Genomic DNA, 15,059 nt, shown 5'->3' with positions numbered 1-15,059 from the left:
TCAGCTCCCCGAAGAATCGATCGAGCGGGCCGAATCGACCCGCAGCGCCTGCATCGCGGTCACCAGTTCGGCCAGGTCCCGCGGATCGGTCAGCGTCCGGTCGGTGAGTTCCCGGATCCGGCGCAACCGGTACCGCACCGTGTTGGCATGGCAGTGCAGCACCTGCCCCGCGCGCTCGGACGAGCCGCCGTGCGCGAAGTACGCGTCCAGCGTCTCCAGCAGCACGTCGCGTTCCTCGGCGGGCAGCTCCAGCACCGCCCCGAAGACCTGCTCCCCCAGCCGGCGGCCCTCGTCCGGGTCGTGGGCGACGAACGCCGCCAGCGGGCTCGGGTCGAACGCGCGGACCTCGCCTCGTTCCGGCGGGATGCCGGACAGGGCGGTCCGTGCCAGGTGGACCGCGCGCGGGGTTTCGGCCAGGGAGCGGAACAACGGGCTGACGCCGGTGCGGGCCAGCGCCAGTTCGCGCAGCAGGGCGAGCATCGCGTCGTACTGCTCCTCGCGCAGCGACACCACGCCGGCCTGCAGCGTCGGCGAGAGATGCCACGCCGACACGATCCCGAGCTGCCCGAGCCGCCGTTCGATGCCGACCAGGCTCTCCTCGGCCAGCCCGCGCGTTTCGGCGGCGACCACGGTCAGCTTCCCGTCCAGCGACAGGCCGAGCAGCCGCCCCGCCTCCCACGGCCCGGTGTCGGACCCGCGCGCGCCGGTCAGCAGCGCCTCGGCCAGCGCGGACCGTCGCCGCTGCTGCGCGACCAGCAGTTCCGCGCTCGCCGCCCGGTACGCCTCGGTCACGCGGACCGCGTGCTCGTCGGTGACCTGCCACAGCAGGCTGGCGACGTCGACCAGCACGTCGGTGCTTCCGGTTTCGCGGGCGCGGCCCACCAGCAGGTCCCACAGCATCGCGCAGGCGATCCGGTACACCTGCAGCACCTCGGGCAGCGGCGCGCCCTGGTGCGCCCGGCGGCGGCCGGTCTCCTTCGGCGCGCGCTGGTCCGGGACCTCGGCGCCGCCCAGCGCGTCGACCATGAACCGGAGGTTCACCGCGATCGAGCGGTGCAGGTCGGCGCGCGGGACGATCTTCTCGTCCCGGTACATCCCGATCCGCTCGCAGCTCGCCGCGCAGACGTCGTCGATCAGCCGGGGCAGCCGTGCGTCGGCCCAGGCGACGAGTTCGGTCAGGGCGGCGGTCCGCACAGCGTTTTCCTCCCGGTCGGCCACGTCCGGGATCGTACCCGCGCCTCAGACCTGCCGCCCACGCGGATTTCCCCCGCCCGAAAACGCGCGACGATTTACCGCGCATTTTGTGGGCCGCTACAGAAATGTTTGTCGGCGCCCACAATGGCACTGTTCGCATTCTCCGCCCGGATGCCCCGCACGGTCCGCTGTGCTTGAATCAGGGAAGAGAAGCACAGATTCGGGCCGAGAGGGTTACGGTGGACGAGCAGCGCGAGGACCAGCCGGAGTTCAAGCCTTACCACCATCCGGCCGCGGGCTGGGGCGCGGCGAAAAGCGTGACGCAGTTCCTCGTGCGGGAACGGGAACTTCTCGCCGGGCCGCGCGCGATCGTGAAGATGAACCACGAGAACGGCGGGTTCGACTGCCCGGGCTGCGCGTGGCCGGACGACACCAAGGGGCTGCATCTCGACATTTGCGAAAACGGGATCAAGCACGTCACCTGGGAGATGACGCGGAAACGCGTCGGCGCGGAATTCTTCGCCGCGCACACCGTGTCCGAACTGGACGGCTGGAGCGACACCGCGCTGGAGGCGCAGGGCAGGCTCACCGAACCGCTGCGCTACGACGAGAAGACCGACCGGTACGTCCCGATCTCGTGGGACAAGGTGTTCCAGCTGGTCGGCGACACGCTGCGCGGCCTCGACTCCCCCGACCAGGCGGCGTTCTACACCTCCGGCCGCCTCGGCAACGAAGCGACGTTCCTGTACCAGCTGTGGGCGCGCGAGTTCGGCACGAACAACCTGCCGGACTGCTCGAACATGTGCCACGAGGCGAGCGGCCGCGCGCTGCAGGCCGCCATCGGCACCGGCAAGGGCACCGCGGACATCCACGACTGGGAGGCCGCCGACGCGCTGTTCATCATGGGCGTCAACGCGGCGTCGAACGCGCCCCGGATGCTCACCGCACTCGCCGAGGCCCACCGGCGCGGCGCGCAGGTCGTGCACATCAACCCGCTGGTCGAGGCCGGTGCCACGCGCACGATCATCCCGCACGACTTCGCCCGGATGGCCACCTTCCGCGCCACCCCGACGTCCACGCTCAACTTGCAGCCGCGCATCGGCGGCGACCTGGCGTTCATCCGGGGGATGGCGAAAGCCCTGCTTGAGATGGCGGAAACCGATCCCGAGGCGATCAACTCGGACTTCCTCGAGACCTACACGACGGGTGTCGAGAAGTACCGCGTCGTCTGCGAAACGACGTCCTGGGCCGTTTTGGAGCGGCAGTCCGGGCTGTCCGAGGCCGAAATCCGGGCTGCGGCGAAGATCTACCGCGACGCCGACCGGTCGATCATCAGCTGGTGTCTCGGCGTGACCCAGCACGAGCACGGCGTCGGCACCGTCCGCGAGATCGTGAACCTGTTGCTGCTGCGCGGAAACATCGGCCGCCCCGGGACCGGGCCGTCGCCGGTGCGCGGGCACAGCAACGTGCAGGGCAACCGCACCTGCGGCATCGACCACCGCCCGGCGCCGGAGTTCCTCGACAAGCTCGCGCAGGTCTGCGGCATCGACCCGCCGCGCCACCACGGGCTCGACACCGTCGGCACCATCGAGGCGATGCACCGCGGCGACGTGCGGGTGTTCGTCGGCATGGGCGGCAACTTCGCCCTCGCCGCGCCGGACACCCCCTACACCTTCGCGGCGTTGCGCAAGTGCGAGCTGACTGTGCAGGTCAGCACGAAACTCAACCGCAGCCACCTCGAACACGGCAAGCAGGCGCTGATCCTGCCCTGCCTCGGCCGGACCGAAAAGGACTTCCAGACCGCCGGGCTGCAGTCGACGTCGGTCGAGGACGCGATGAGCATGGTCCACCTGTCGACCGGCATGAAGAAACCCGCCTCGCCGCATCTGCTGTCCGAGCCCGCGATCATCGCCGGGATGGCGAGCGCGACGCTGCCGGAGAGCGCGACGCCGTGGGCGGACTACGTCGGCGACTACGACCGGATCCGCGACACGATGGCCCGGGTGCTGGACGGTTTCGAGGACTTCAACACCCGCGTCCGGGAGCCGCTGGGCTTCCGCATCCACCAGGCCGCGCGGCAACGCGTCTTCCACACGCCGTCCGAACGCGCCGAGTTCTCGACCGCGGACCTGCCGGACGTCGTCCCCGCCGCCGGCACGCTCGCGCTGGGCACGATGCGCTCGCACGACCAGTGGAACACGACGATCTATTCGGACGACGACCGGTATCGCGGCATCAAGAATCTCCGCACGCTGGTGTTCCTGAACGCCGAGGACATGCGCGACCGAGGCCTGGGCGAGTTCGACGAGGTCGACATCACGGCCACCGCGAAGGACGGCACGACGCGTTCGGTGCGGCGTTATCGGGCGATTCCGTACGACATTCCGCGCGGGTGCGCGGCGGGGTACATGCCGGAGATGAACGTGCTCTGCGCCATTGGCGACTACAGCACGCAGAGCGACCAGCCGCTGATGAAGCATCTGAAGGTCACGGTCGAACGCTCTGCTTGAGCGCAGCGGTCCGGCACGGGGCGCGGACCAGCACCGCGGCCCCGATGCCGGCCGCCACCCCCACCAGCGTGTCCGCCACCCGCGCCGTCAGCAACGTCTCCGGCGCGGCGGGCGCGGCCAATTCCGTCATCACCAGAATCAGCGGGGTGAAGAACCCCAGCGCGATCCCGTAGTGGCGGGACATGAACAACTCCGTCGGGAACAGCAGCACGATCACCGCCAGCGCCAGCGGCGCGGCCCCGAATCCCGGCAGCAGCAGCAAAGCCGTGACGACCAATCCGGCCAGCGTCCCGAGGACTCGGTGCGCGCTGCGGTCGAGCACGCTGCGCAGTCCCGGATGCAACCGGCTGCGCGGATCGGCCGCCGCCAGCGGAACCGCCGCTGAGGCCATCGCCCAGTTCGCGTGGTCCACGCCGAGCAGCAACCCGACAGCGCCCGCGGCGGCGATCGCCAGCGCGTACCGAGTGGCGTGCACAACGGCGCACGCCGTACCGCAACCTGGCGCGCATCCCGAGGTTCCCGGTGCGGCCGAACGTTCCGGGCCAGTCAGTCCAATCAGGACACATCCGGCGATTGTGCCCGCGCACAAGGCAATCCCCGCCCACGGTTCGACCCGTCCGGCAGGCACCAGCGCGATCGCGCCGAGTGCGAAGATTCCGAAGAACGGCCCGCGCGGGCTCAAGTCCAGGCGATTCGTCACCAGGGCACAGCCGAAAGAGAACGCGGCTTCGGTGACCACCAGCAGCCACGGCGGTGCATGAGACGCCGACAGCAGGACGCCCAGCGAGACGCCGCTCAGCAGCACCGCGCCCGCCTGGAGCTGATGTCGGAACCGGAGCGCCCGCGTCTCCGCGCGGCCGTACATCCCGGCGAACGAACCGAACGCGGCGAAAATGATCAAGTCCGGACGGCCCGCCGCGAGCAGCGCCAGCCCCGGGATCAGCAGCCCCGCCGCGACCCGGCCGGCATGCCACCATTCGCCGCCGCCGCCGAACGAGCGCGCGGACGCGGCCGAGGTCGCCACCGGCACGCTGTCCTCCGCTTGGTTGTGCTGACGTCGGCTACCGGGATCCGCCGGTCGTCCCACGATACCCGCGCGAAGGGCGGCACTGGCCCGGATTGTGGCGCGCCACAACGAAGTCTGCGCCCGGCGCCAATCAGCCGAGCTGCCCGAGCGCGCGGGCGACGTTCTGGTCCACGATGTCCAGCATCGCCGCCTGGTGCGGGAAATCGCCGTCCAGCAAGCGCAACGGGCCCGCCACCAGCGACAGATACCTCGCCAGGCGATAGAGCCGCATCCGGTGCCTGTCCAGGTCGGGTTCGCGGAAATGGCGGTAGTGCTCGCCGAAACGCAATTCCAGGAAAGCGTGTTCCCATTCGCTGTCGAAGAACATCGCGCCCTCGATGTCGATGAGCACCGGTTGGTCGTGCTCGTCGACGAGGACGTGGTCGGGACCCAGTTCGCCGTGGATCAACCCGTACTCGGCGCGTGGCTCCACGGCAGCGTGCCGTTCGCTGAGAAGTTCTGCGAGGCGGTGCTCGACGGCCGCGATCTCCTTCACCCGGGCGGCGGCCTGGGCAAGGTGGTCCAGCGCGCGGCGCAACACGATGTCTTCCACCGGATCGCCAGGCCGGTCGGCACCAGGGCGGCCGTATCGATCGCGCAGGGTGCGGTGCAGGGCCCGGACAGTGTCGCCGAGACGAGCCAGCACATTCTCTCGGTCCCCAAGGGTTTCCAGCGTGCCGCCGCGCACGTCCTCCACCACTGCGACGTCACCGTCGAGGTGGCTTTTGCTGCTGTCGAGCAGGACGACCTCGGGCACCCGGGCTCCGGCTTCGGACAGTGCGGCGTGCGCGGCCTGGAACAGCCCGAGACCGGTGCTGTGCCCGAAGGGATCGTTGTGTTCGGGAGATGCCGCGTCCGGCCAGTAGTCCTCGTCGGAGTTCCAGACGTAGGCGATGCCGGTCGTGCGATTGTCCAGGAACAGCCGGTAGACGCCCTTCTTCGAACCGCCGCGCAGCCGTCGCACCGACACCAGTTCGCGCGCGCCGAACGCCGCCCGCACCACCCCGGCCAAGTCCTGATTGCCGAGCCGCCCCCGGGTTTCGCTCACTTCCGCACCCTACTGCCGCGCGGGATGTCACTCTTGGCGGGAAACGTGGTACTCACTGCCGCTGACGCGACGGTCCCCGCCGGTTCCGGCGCACACTCTCCCCACGAACGGACACGAGACCACCAGCAGCCTCGGGAGCCTCCAGTGAGACGCACCAGAATCGCTCTCTTCGCCCTGCTCGTCCTCTGCGCCGCGGGTTCCGGCCCCGCCGCCGCGTCGGCGAACCCGAGACGCGACGCCTTCGCCCTCTCGAGCACCGCCTTCGCCGACGGCGGGATGATCCCCAAGGTCCACGACTGCGCCAGCAGCGGCGACGGCGACCCCGAAAAGAAGGACGAGTCGCCGCCGCTGGCCTGGTCCGGGGCGCCGGAGCAGGCCAAGAGCTACGCGATCGTCATGCACGACCTCGACAACGGCATCATCCACTGGGTCGTCTACGACATCCCGGCGAACGTCGCCGAGCTGCCGCAGAACGTCGACCACGCGTACCAGCCGACGGTCCCCGCCGGGTCACGGCAGGCCTACTACCGCGGCAGCGCGAACTTCTTCGGATACCAGGGGCCGTGCACGACGAATCACACGTACGAGTGGGCCGTGCACGCGCTGAACAAGGAGTCGCTCACCGAGCTCGACTCGAACTCGACTACGCAGGCCGCCGAGACTGCCATCGACGCGGCGACCGTCGCGACTGCTTCGCTTCGGGGCAACTCGTAGCCGGGCTGGGGCGCGGGTTCAGAAGGTGATCACCTGACGGACCGCGCCCCCGTCCCGCAGCCGGGCGAAACCCGCGTTGATCTCCTCCAGCGCGATCGAATGCGTCAGCAACGCCTCCACCGGCAGCAACCCCGCCTGGTACAGCGCGACGAACCGCGGCACGTCGCGCCGGGGCACGCACGAGCCCAGGTAACTCCCCCGCAGGGTTTTTTCCTCCGCCACCAGGCTTTGCGCGGGCAAGGTCAGTCCAGCGGACGGATCCGGAAGGCCCACGGTGACCGTCGTCCCGCCCGGCCGGGTCACCTCGTACGCCTGGCTCAGGGCGGCGACCACGCCGGTGGTGTCGACGGCGTAATCCACCCCGCCGCCGGTCCGCTCGCGGATCTCCGCGATGTCACCGGTCAGCACCGTGGCACCCAGCGACCGCGCCAGCTCCCGCTTGCTGGGCACCGGATCGATCGCGAGCAGCGTGCTCGCACCGGCGGCCTTCGCGGCAAGCAGCGCGGACAGACCGACTCCGCCGAGGCCGAACACGGCCACGCTGTCCCCGGGGCGCACGTGCGCCGCGTTGAACACCGCGCCCGCGCCGGTCAGCACCGCACAGCCAAACAGCGCCGCGATTTCGAACGGCAGTGCCTTGTCGATCCGCACCGCCGACCGGTCGGACACAACGACCTGCGAAGCGAACGCGGAAACCCCGAGGTGGTGCAGCGGGCGGCCGACCGGCGACGACCACCGGACGTCGCCGCCCAGCAGTGTGCCCTCGCGGTTCGCTGCCGCGGCCGGACCGCACAGCGCGGGGCGGCCTGCCGTGCACGGGGCACAGTCGCCGCAGGAGGGCACGAACGTCAGGACCACATGCTCGCCGGGCTGGAAATCGCTGCCCGGTCCGGCTTCGACGACTTCGCCGGCCGCCTCGTGGCCGAGCACCATCGGCACCGGACGGGGGCGTGATCCGTCGATCACCGACAGGTCCGAATGGCACAGCCCGGCCGCGCGCACGCGCACCAGCAGCTCGCCGGGTCCCGGCGGGGCCAGTGTCAGCGTCTCGATCTCCAGCGGTTTCCCGACCTCGCGCAGGACCGCGCCGCGAACCTCCATCACGCGCCGACCGGGACGCAGCGGGTGACGAGCCGCTCGGACAGCAGCGGCACGACCTCGCCGAGCACGATCCGCGCGAAGTGCTCCGACGCGCAGTGCGCGGTGAAGTCCGCTTCGCTGTCGTACTCCTCGACGATCACCACGACGCCGTCCTCGATTCCCGTGTGGACGGTGTACCGCCGGCAGCCGGGCTCGCGCCGCGACGCCTCCGCCATCGGGCCGAGCAGTTCGACGACCCGGTCCCGTTCCGGGGTCGTATACCGGGCCACCACTACGAAACTCATTCTTCTCCTGTACGCAGCCGGGACCGGGTCAGCGACCACAGCCCCGGATCGGAGGACGCGGCAGCCGCCGCGCCCATCGCCAACGAATGCGCCACGCCGTCCCGGTCGGTGACGAAACCGGCCGCGACGAACGGCGACATGACCTCCCTCGCCGACTCCGACATCCACGGGATGATCGGGGCCGGCATCAGCTCCACCAGGTCGGGCCCGCTGCGCTTGACCGCCTCCAGGCTCCGGTTGAGGTTCGACCGGTCGGTGACGAACACCTTGTGCATCGTCAGCATCGACAACGCCCGCGCCCGTTCGATCGGGGCGACCCGGGTGCTGACCACCCCGGCCGCCCCGATCTCCTGGAGGAAGTCCACGCCCGCGCGGTCGGTGGCGAGGCCGGGGCACGAATCGATGTTGACGAACACGAGCTTGTCCCGCCCGGCCAGCGCCGCCACGATCTTCGGCAGCTGCCCGACCGGGACCGACGCCAGGATCCCGACCCTCGACGCGGCGGTCAGGAAATCCGGCACCTTCGCGACGCCGACCACCGACGCGCACACCGGCACGTCTTCGAACGCCGCCGTGATCTTCTCGTTCATGCCGTCCACCGTTTCATGCCTTCCGCGGCCTCCCTCTCCCGTCCCGCCGCATCGCCCCGGTGCGTGAGGGGAACCCTCACGGACTCAGAGTCCCTCAGGGTTCCCCTCACGGACGACAACCCAGCCTCGCCGCCCGGTCAGCGGGCCGAGTCCAGCGGGTTCGGGCCCAGCTCCGTCGGCAAGCCGAGCTTGCCGGGGTTCAGCAATCCATCCGGGTCCAGAGCGCGCTTCACGTTCACGAACGTGCCGAACCCAGTCCCGAGCGCGTCCGCCAGATAAGGCCCCCGCAGCAGCCCCGAACCGTGGTGGTGGCTCAATGCCGCCCCGTGCCGCACCAGAACGGCATTAGCCGCGTCCCACGCCGACCGGTACCAGTGCCGCCGCTTCTCCGGCTCCACGTCCCCGCGCAGCGAGAAGTACAGGCAAGCCCCATCGGTGTAGGCATGCGACTGGTGCGCCGAAGCAGCCAAAGTCCCCGGCACGGCCTCGATCGCGGCCACCACCTCGTCGTAGATCGCCGGGAGCGCGGACCACGAACCGGCCATCTCGAGGGTGTCGGCGACGAAGCCCGGGCCAGGCGTGAACCCGTCGGCGGACTTGCCGACCAGCATCCGCTCGTCCAGCCAGCGTTCGAACACCGGCTGGCCGTCCAATTCGGACCCGCCGGCCGCGCATTCCTCGGCGCTGACCTTGATCATCGCGTCGACCAGCACCGGGTCGCCCTCGTCGGCGATCAGCAGCAGGTTGGTGCCGGGCTGCCCGAAGTGCGTGCCGCTCTCGTGCTTGTCGTACAGCCGCATCGCGGCGGGAGTCGCGCCGCGCTGCATGATCCGGCGGCAGGCGTCGAGCCCGGCGGCGAAGGTCTCGAAGCCGTACGCGATGGCCTTTGAGTACGTCGGCAGCGGGTGCGTGCGCAGCCGCACCGCGGTGATCACGCCGAGCGTGCCTTCCGAGCCGACGAACAGCTGCCGCAGGTCCGGGCCGGTCGCGGCGCGCGGGTAGTCGCCGAAGCGGGCCAGCGTGCCGTCGGCGAGGACGACGTCGAGGCCGACGACCATGTCCTCGATTTTCCCGTACCGTGTGGACAGCTGACCGGCGCCGCGGCAGGCCACCCAGCCGCCGACCGTCGAGATCGCGAACGCGGACGGCCAGTGCCCCGTGGTCGCGCCGTGCGTCTCCTGCAGTTCCTTCTCGAACAGGTCGCCGAACATGCCCGCCTGCACTTCGACGATCTGCGATTCGGCGTCGAACGACACGATCTTGTCGAGCCCGCACACATCCAGCACCACCCCGCCGTACACCGGCAGCGCGGCGCCGGTGACGTTGCTGCGTCCCGCCGACACGGTCAGCGGCACCCGGTGCTCGCCGCACAGCCGGACCGCGGCCTGGATCTGCTCGACGGTGCTCACCTCGGCGATCACCGCGTCCGGGGTGGCCGGGGCGCCCGCGGTCTCGCCGATCATCGAACCGGCCCACCAGTCACGGGTGCGCAGCACGACCTCGTCGCGTTCGGTGTGCACCGCGTCCGCCAGCTCGCGCAGCGCCTCGGTCAGCGCGGCGGGCACGGCCACCGCCGCCGTCTGCAGTGACGCGTCGCCCTCGCCCGGCTCGGTGCGTCCGCCCCAGCGCGGCGGCGTCGGCGCGCCGACCACGTAATTGCCCCGGTTGAACGGGTGCGTGACGGTCTGACGGCTGATCATGCGTTGGCTCCCAACAGGTTGTCTCCGAACAGGATCGACTTCTCCCGGGCGACGTCCGCCCGGTACTGCTCCACTTGCGCCGCGACGGTTTCCGGGCTGAGGCCGAGTTCCGCGCCGAGCAGTTCGCCGACGAGCGGGGCGGCCTCGACCGACGCGTCCCGCGCGAACAGCCGCAGCCGGGTCCGCCGCGACAGGACGTCGTCCACCGAGCGCGCCATCTCCGAACGCGCCGCGAACACGACCTCGGCCTTGAGGAACGGCTGCCCCTCGATGAGCGGCTCCCCCAGCTCCGGGTTCTCGTCGACCAGCGCGCTCACGAACCGCGCCTCGGTCCCGTACCGGCCGCCGAGGTGCGCGGCGACGCCGCCGGTCGCGGCGGTCGCCTCCGCGTCGTATCCGGTGCCGCCGATGAGCGGCAGGTTCTTGGTGCGGCACTTGGCTTTCCGGCCCAGCAGGCCGAGCGCCTCGTCCACGACCAGCTCGCCCATGTGCCTGCTCGTCGTGAGCTTGCCGCCGGTCACCGTGACCATGCCCGCGGACACCGTGATGTGGTGGTCGCGGCGCATGTCCAGCGTCGCGCCCTCCTTGCCGCCGACCAGCGGGCGCAGGCCCGCGTAGCTGCCCAGCACGTCGCTGGCGTCCAGCTTGGTGTCGAAGGCGATCTGGGCCCCTTCGAGGAGGAAGTCCATTTCCTCGCGGGTGCAGTGCACGTCGTCGGTCGAGCCGGTGTAGTCGGTGTCGGTGGTGCCGACCACGACGACGTCGCCCCACCGCGTGCAGGTGGCCCGCCGCGCGCGGCCCGGGATCGGCACGGTGACCGTGCAGTCGTTGCGGATCTTCGACCACGGCAGCACGATGTGCACGCCCTTGGCCGGACGGACCTGCGGCTGGTGATCGTGATCGGCCATGCCCTCGACCCGGTCGGCCCACACGCCGGTCGCGTTCACCACGACGCGCGCCCGGATGTCGATCTGCTCCCCATCCGCCTGCACCGTCGCGCCGGTGACCCGTCCGCCGGCGGTGCGCAGTCCGGTCACTTCGGCACCGTTGACCACCACCGCGCCGAGCCGGGCGGCGCTGCGCACGATCGCCAGTGTCAGCCGGGCGTCGTCAGCGCGGCTGTCGTAATACATCAGGCCGCCCTTGAGGTTCTCCGCGCGCAGCGTCGGGGCGTGCGAGAGCACTTCGTCGACGGTGAGCCGCTGGTGCAGCTTCCCGATCCGCCAGCCGCCCGCGAGGTCGTATGTCCACAAGAGACTCTCGAAGGCCTTGGCGATGCGGGCGTCGAACACCCCGTCCTTCGCCAGGATCGGGAACAGGAAAGGCAGCCGCTGCACCAGATGCGGCGCGTTGCGGCGGAACCGCTGCCGCTCCAGCAGCGAATGCCGGACCAGGTCGAGGTTGCCCTGTTCGATGTAGCGCAGCCCGCCGTGCACCATTTTGGACGATTTGGACGAGGTTCCGGACGCGAAGTCGTCGCGCTCCACCAGCGCCACTTTGAGGCCGCGCGAGGCGGCGTCCAGCGCGGTGTAGGCGCCGGTAACGCCGCCGCCGACCACCAGCACGTCGAACGTGCCGGTTTCGAGATCGGTCAGTGCCGCGCGGCGGTCCAGCCGCAACGGCGCGGACAGGGTCGCCCTCGCGGCGACGGCATTCGGCCGTCGGGACGGCAGTGTGAACATGAGCTTGTCTCTCCACTCAAAAGTTGACTGTGCCGATTGTTACTAATCCGACCACAGCCACGGCCGAATGCCTTTGCTGCAACGGTTGCGTGCCGCTTCAGGGGCGGCCTACTTTTGGTCGGATTAGTAAAATGTCCACTGAGGACGGTCAGGACAGCGAGGCCGCGAGCACGTCCTGCCAGCGGGCGCGCAGTTCGCGCCGTTCGTCCTCGGGCAGTTGAGGTTCGAAGACCTCGCCTTTCCCCAGGTTCGCAACGGCTTCGGCCAACGACGGCCACACGCCCAGCCGGACGCCCGCGAGATACGCGGCGCCCCGCAGGCTGGCGGTCGCCGAATCGGCCGCTCGTTCGATCTCGACACCGGCGAAATCGGCTTGGCTTCGCAGGAGGACGTCGCTGGCGGCCAACCCGCCGCCGGCGCGAAGACGGGTCACCGGCCGGTTCATCGTCGTCCGCAGCGCGTCGACGGTGTCGCTCACCGCGTGCGCGATTCCGTCGAGCACCGCGCGCGCCACCACGTCGCGGGTGGTGGCCAGGCTCAGCCCGGTCAGTACGCCACGCGCACCAGGTCGCTGCACCGGCGTGCGCAGCCCGGCCAGCGTCGGCACGAACCAGGTCGAGGTGCTCCTCGGTTGGGCCGCCGCCAATTCGCTGATCTCGGCGGCGGAACGAAACAACCCGAGATCCTCGGTGAGCCACCGCAAGGCAGAACCGGTGGTCGAGGTGTAGGCCTCGAGGCTGAACCGGCTGTGTCCGGAGCTGCGCCAGCCGACGAGACACAGCACGCCGTCCACCTTGCCGAGCCCGTCCGGCGGTTCGTCACCGGCCAGCGCGCCGACGAAGGTGCCGGTTCCGTGCACGCACGTGCCCTGGCCCGGAGTCAGCGCGCCGAGCGCGATCAGCGAGGCGTGCTGATCGCCCATCACCGCGGCGATCGGCACCTCGATGCCGAGCAGCTTCGGATCGGTGTACCCGAAATCGCCGTCGTCATCGACCGGCAGCGGAGCCAACTCGGCCGGGAAACCCAGTGCTGCCAACCATTCTTGGTCCCACTCGTGCTCGCGCAGCCGGTACCCGCCGAACGCGACGGCATTGGTCGCCGACATGACGTATCTGGTGCGTCCGCTGAGATGCCAAACGAGCCAGGTGTCCACCGAACCGAACAGCACACGCTCGGCAGGCACGTCGAGCTGGTCGAGCTGCCGCGCGGCCCAGAGGAATGGGGCGCGGGTGCCGACCGGGCGGCCGGTCCGCTCCCACAGCACCGGATCCCACTCCGGAGCGAGCTTTGCCAGTTCGTCGGCGTACCGGGTGTCCTGCCACACCACGGCCGGAGCCAGCGGCTGCCCGGTCTCGCGGTCCCACAGGATCGCGGTCGCCCGCTGGGTGCACACCGACATCCCGACGATCTCGACGCCGTTCTCCCCCGCCCACGCGATCGCCTGGCAGGCGACGTCGACGGTGCGCTCCAGCAGTTGCGCCGCGTCCTGTTCCACTCGCGACGGTTCCGGATGGACGACGTCGACGGCGGTGTAGAACGACGGCCCGGACACGCCGTCCTCGCCGACGATTGCGGCTCGCGTGCCGGTCGAGCCCTCGTCGACGGCCAGGATCCCGCGCCGCGTCACGCCGTCCTCCCGAGCAGCGAGACCTCTTCGTCGTCCGGGTCGACGCCGCTGCGGGTCGGGTCCCAGCGCACGATCAGGCAGGACACCAGGCCGAGCAGCGGCACGGCCGCGAGCAGCGCGATCGTCGGGCCGAGGCCCATCGCCTCCTTGATCTGCGGGAACACGTAGAGCCCGACGACGCTGCCGAAGCTCCCGAGCATGCCGGTCACGCCGGTGCCGAGGGTGCGGATGTCGCTGCGGTAGGACAGCGCCGCGATCGACTTGCCGTTCGCGCCCGGTCCGGCAGAATGGAAGAAGATGAACAGGAACGGCAGCAGGAACCCGATCGCGATCGGCAGCTTCCCGAAGCCCAGCCCCATCACCAGCAGGATGGCGAACGCGAAGGCGTAACCGATCGCCGAGCTGACCCGCAGCCCGATCTTCCGGCCGAAGTAGGCCGACAGCGCGCCGCCGACGATCCCGGCGACGTTGAAGATCATCGACCCGAGCGTGGCCGTTTCGAATTTGTCGCCGAAGATCGCGAGACTGATCACCGGCAGGTACCAGCCGATCGCGAAGTACTGCATCGCCTGGGTCAGCGAGATCGCCGTGGACAGGAAAGTGCGCTGGAGGTAAGGCTTGCGGAACAGCACGCCCGCCTGCCGGAACCCGATCTTCTGTTCCTCGGCCGCTTCGCCGCTCGCGGTTCCCGGCGTCACCTGGAAACCGTAGATCCGGCGAAGGCTGCGCGCGGCTTCCGGCAGCCGTCCCTTGGCCGCGAGCCACGACGGGCTTTCGGCGAGGAACGCGATCTGCAGCACCAGCAGCGCGAGCGCGAAGACCCCGGCCGAGCCGACCGACCAGCGCCAGATCTCCACCGACACGCCGGCCTGGTAGAACGCCAGCGTCAGCGCGAGGTTCACCGTGGTGGCGACGTACCAGACGGACTGCCACAGGTTCAGCCGTCCGCGCAGCTTCGCCGGGGTGTACTCGGCGAGCAGGGCCATCGCGACCGCGAAGTCGATGCCGTAGGCGACGCCGACCAGGCCGCGCCCGGCCCAGACCGCCTCGAAGCTCCCGCCGGTGGCGGTGAGCACCGCGCCGAGCCCGGCGATCGCCTTGGCCGCGATGAGCGGTTTGACCCGGCCGATCCGGGCGGCCAGCCAGCCGCCCGCCGGGTTGAACAGGATCGCGACGGCGGGCGCGGTCGCGGTGAGCAGGCCGACCTGGCCCGCCCCGAGGCCCAGTTCCTTGGTCATCGGCGCGAGGCCGGCGCCGAGCGCGGCGTTCGAATAGGCGTCCAGGAACAGCCCGCCCAGGACCAGGTACCACAGCAGGTTCGCCTTGCGCGGCAACTTCGACAACGTGTTGATCAGCGCGGTGACCTGCGAAACATTCGCGATCGATCGCGGCGCTGCGACCGTGGGAGAACTCATGGACCGCCAACTTTCTGCGCTGGCTGTCAGCGATCCCGGCATACAAAAAACAGACACGACGAAGACCGCTGACAGTGGCTCTTCGTCTGTGCCTGTCTGAGAACGCAAGATTAAGCGGCGCGCTCGCG

The 15,059-nt window shown here is 70.3% G+C and carries 12 protein-coding genes; 2 read left to right on the top strand and 10 right to left on the bottom strand.

Going from position 1 to position 15,059, the window contains the following annotated elements; translation table 11 throughout:
* On the bottom strand, positions 1-1,218 hold the full coding sequence (locus tag ACFORO_RS18745) for a PucR family transcriptional regulator (protein WP_377870924.1): 1,218 nt from the start codon (positions 1,216-1,218) through the stop codon (positions 1-3).
* Between the two features lie 215 nt (positions 1,219-1,433).
* Between ACFORO_RS18745 and ACFORO_RS18740 the strand changes: the two genes are divergently transcribed.
* Positions 1,434-3,704 (top strand): FdhF/YdeP family oxidoreductase, encoded by a 2,271-nt coding sequence (locus ACFORO_RS18740; RefSeq protein ID WP_377870926.1) that lies wholly within the window; start codon positions 1,434-1,436, stop codon positions 3,702-3,704.
* Here the strand turns inward: ACFORO_RS18740 and ACFORO_RS18735 are convergent.
* Together ACFORO_RS18735 and ACFORO_RS18730 are read right to left on the bottom strand one after the other, a co-directional pair.
* Positions 3,682-4,734 (bottom strand): FUSC family protein, encoded by a 1,053-nt coding sequence (locus ACFORO_RS18735; RefSeq protein ID WP_377870927.1) that lies wholly within the window; start codon positions 4,732-4,734, stop codon positions 3,682-3,684. The two genes, ACFORO_RS18740 and ACFORO_RS18735, sit on opposite strands and share 23 nt — an antisense overlap.
* A 127-nt stretch (positions 4,735-4,861) precedes the next feature.
* Entirely contained in the window at positions 4,862-5,818 is a 957-nt protein-coding gene (locus tag ACFORO_RS18730; RefSeq protein WP_377870928.1) for a phosphotransferase family protein, read from the bottom strand.
* 144 nt (positions 5,819-5,962) lie between these two features.
* Between ACFORO_RS18730 and ACFORO_RS18725 the strand changes: the two genes are divergently transcribed.
* Positions 5,963-6,532 (top strand): YbhB/YbcL family Raf kinase inhibitor-like protein, encoded by a 570-nt coding sequence (locus ACFORO_RS18725; protein WP_377870929.1) that lies wholly within the window; start codon positions 5,963-5,965, stop codon positions 6,530-6,532.
* Between the two features lie 18 nt (positions 6,533-6,550).
* On the opposite strand, the gene ACFORO_RS18720 is transcribed toward ACFORO_RS18725, so the two are convergent.
* The 7 genes from ACFORO_RS18720 to ACFORO_RS18690 form a co-directional block, all read right to left on the bottom strand.
* A complete protein-coding gene (locus ACFORO_RS18720; RefSeq protein ID WP_377870968.1) occupies positions 6,551-7,633 on the bottom strand; it encodes a zinc-binding dehydrogenase in 1,083 nt (360 codons plus the stop codon).
* Positions 7,633-7,917 carry a putative quinol monooxygenase gene (locus ACFORO_RS18715; RefSeq protein ID WP_377870930.1) on the bottom strand — a complete coding sequence of 95 codons (285 nt, stop codon included), beginning with the start codon at positions 7,915-7,917 and terminating at the stop codon, positions 7,633-7,635. Before ACFORO_RS18715 ends, ACFORO_RS18720 begins: the two co-directional genes overlap by 1 nt.
* Positions 7,914-8,507, bottom strand: coding sequence for a glycerol-3-phosphate responsive antiterminator (locus tag ACFORO_RS18710; protein WP_354735590.1), 594 nt, complete (start codon positions 8,505-8,507; stop codon positions 7,914-7,916). Before ACFORO_RS18710 ends, ACFORO_RS18715 begins: the two co-directional genes overlap by 4 nt.
* 137 nt (positions 8,508-8,644) lie before the next feature.
* Positions 8,645-10,207 carry an FAD-binding oxidoreductase gene (locus ACFORO_RS18705; RefSeq protein ID WP_377870931.1) on the bottom strand — a complete coding sequence of 521 codons (1,563 nt, stop codon included), beginning with the start codon at positions 10,205-10,207 and terminating at the stop codon, positions 8,645-8,647.
* A complete protein-coding gene (locus ACFORO_RS18700) occupies positions 10,204-11,889 on the bottom strand; it encodes a glycerol-3-phosphate dehydrogenase/oxidase (protein WP_377870932.1) in 1,686 nt (561 codons plus the stop codon). The genes ACFORO_RS18705 and ACFORO_RS18700 overlap by 4 nt, the downstream gene beginning before the upstream one ends.
* Before the next feature lie 148 nt (positions 11,890-12,037).
* Complete coding sequence (locus tag ACFORO_RS18695) at positions 12,038-13,516, bottom strand: FGGY family carbohydrate kinase (RefSeq protein WP_377870933.1); 1,479 nt, start codon at positions 13,514-13,516, stop codon at positions 12,038-12,040.
* Positions 13,513-14,931 (bottom strand): MFS transporter, encoded by a 1,419-nt coding sequence (locus tag ACFORO_RS18690; RefSeq protein ID WP_377870934.1) that lies wholly within the window; start codon positions 14,929-14,931, stop codon positions 13,513-13,515. Before ACFORO_RS18690 ends, ACFORO_RS18695 begins: the two co-directional genes overlap by 4 nt.
* Positions 14,932-15,059 lie beyond the last annotated feature (128 nt).

It is taken from the genome of Amycolatopsis halotolerans, from assembly GCF_042647905.1.
Lineage (GTDB): Bacteria > Actinomycetota > Actinomycetes > Mycobacteriales > Pseudonocardiaceae > Amycolatopsis > Amycolatopsis halotolerans.
Note: the sequence above shows the minus strand (reverse complement) of the source record. Positions and strands in the feature narration are given on the sequence as shown.

What these genes read in the sequence shown, in the direction of transcription:
- ACFORO_RS18720 (WP_377870968.1), bottom strand. Translation starts at nt 7,633, where the DNA reads ATGGAGGTTCGCGGCGCGGTCCTGCGCGAGGTCGGGAAACCGCTGGAG.
- ACFORO_RS18715 (WP_377870930.1), bottom strand. Translation starts at nt 7,917, where the DNA reads ATGAGTTTCGTAGTGGTGGCCCGGTATACGACCCCGGAACGGGACCGG.
- ACFORO_RS18710 (WP_354735590.1), bottom strand. Translation starts at nt 8,507, where the DNA reads ATGAACGAGAAGATCACGGCGGCGTTCGAAGACGTGCCGGTGTGCGCG.
- ACFORO_RS18705 (WP_377870931.1), bottom strand. Translation starts at nt 10,207, where the DNA reads ATGATCAGCCGTCAGACCGTCACGCACCCGTTCAACCGGGGCAATTAC.
- ACFORO_RS18700 (WP_377870932.1), bottom strand. Translation starts at nt 11,889, where the DNA reads ATGTTCACACTGCCGTCCCGACGGCCGAATGCCGTCGCCGCGAGGGCG.
- ACFORO_RS18690 (WP_377870934.1), bottom strand. Translation starts at nt 14,931, where the DNA reads ATGAGTTCTCCCACGGTCGCAGCGCCGCGATCGATCGCGAATGTTTCG.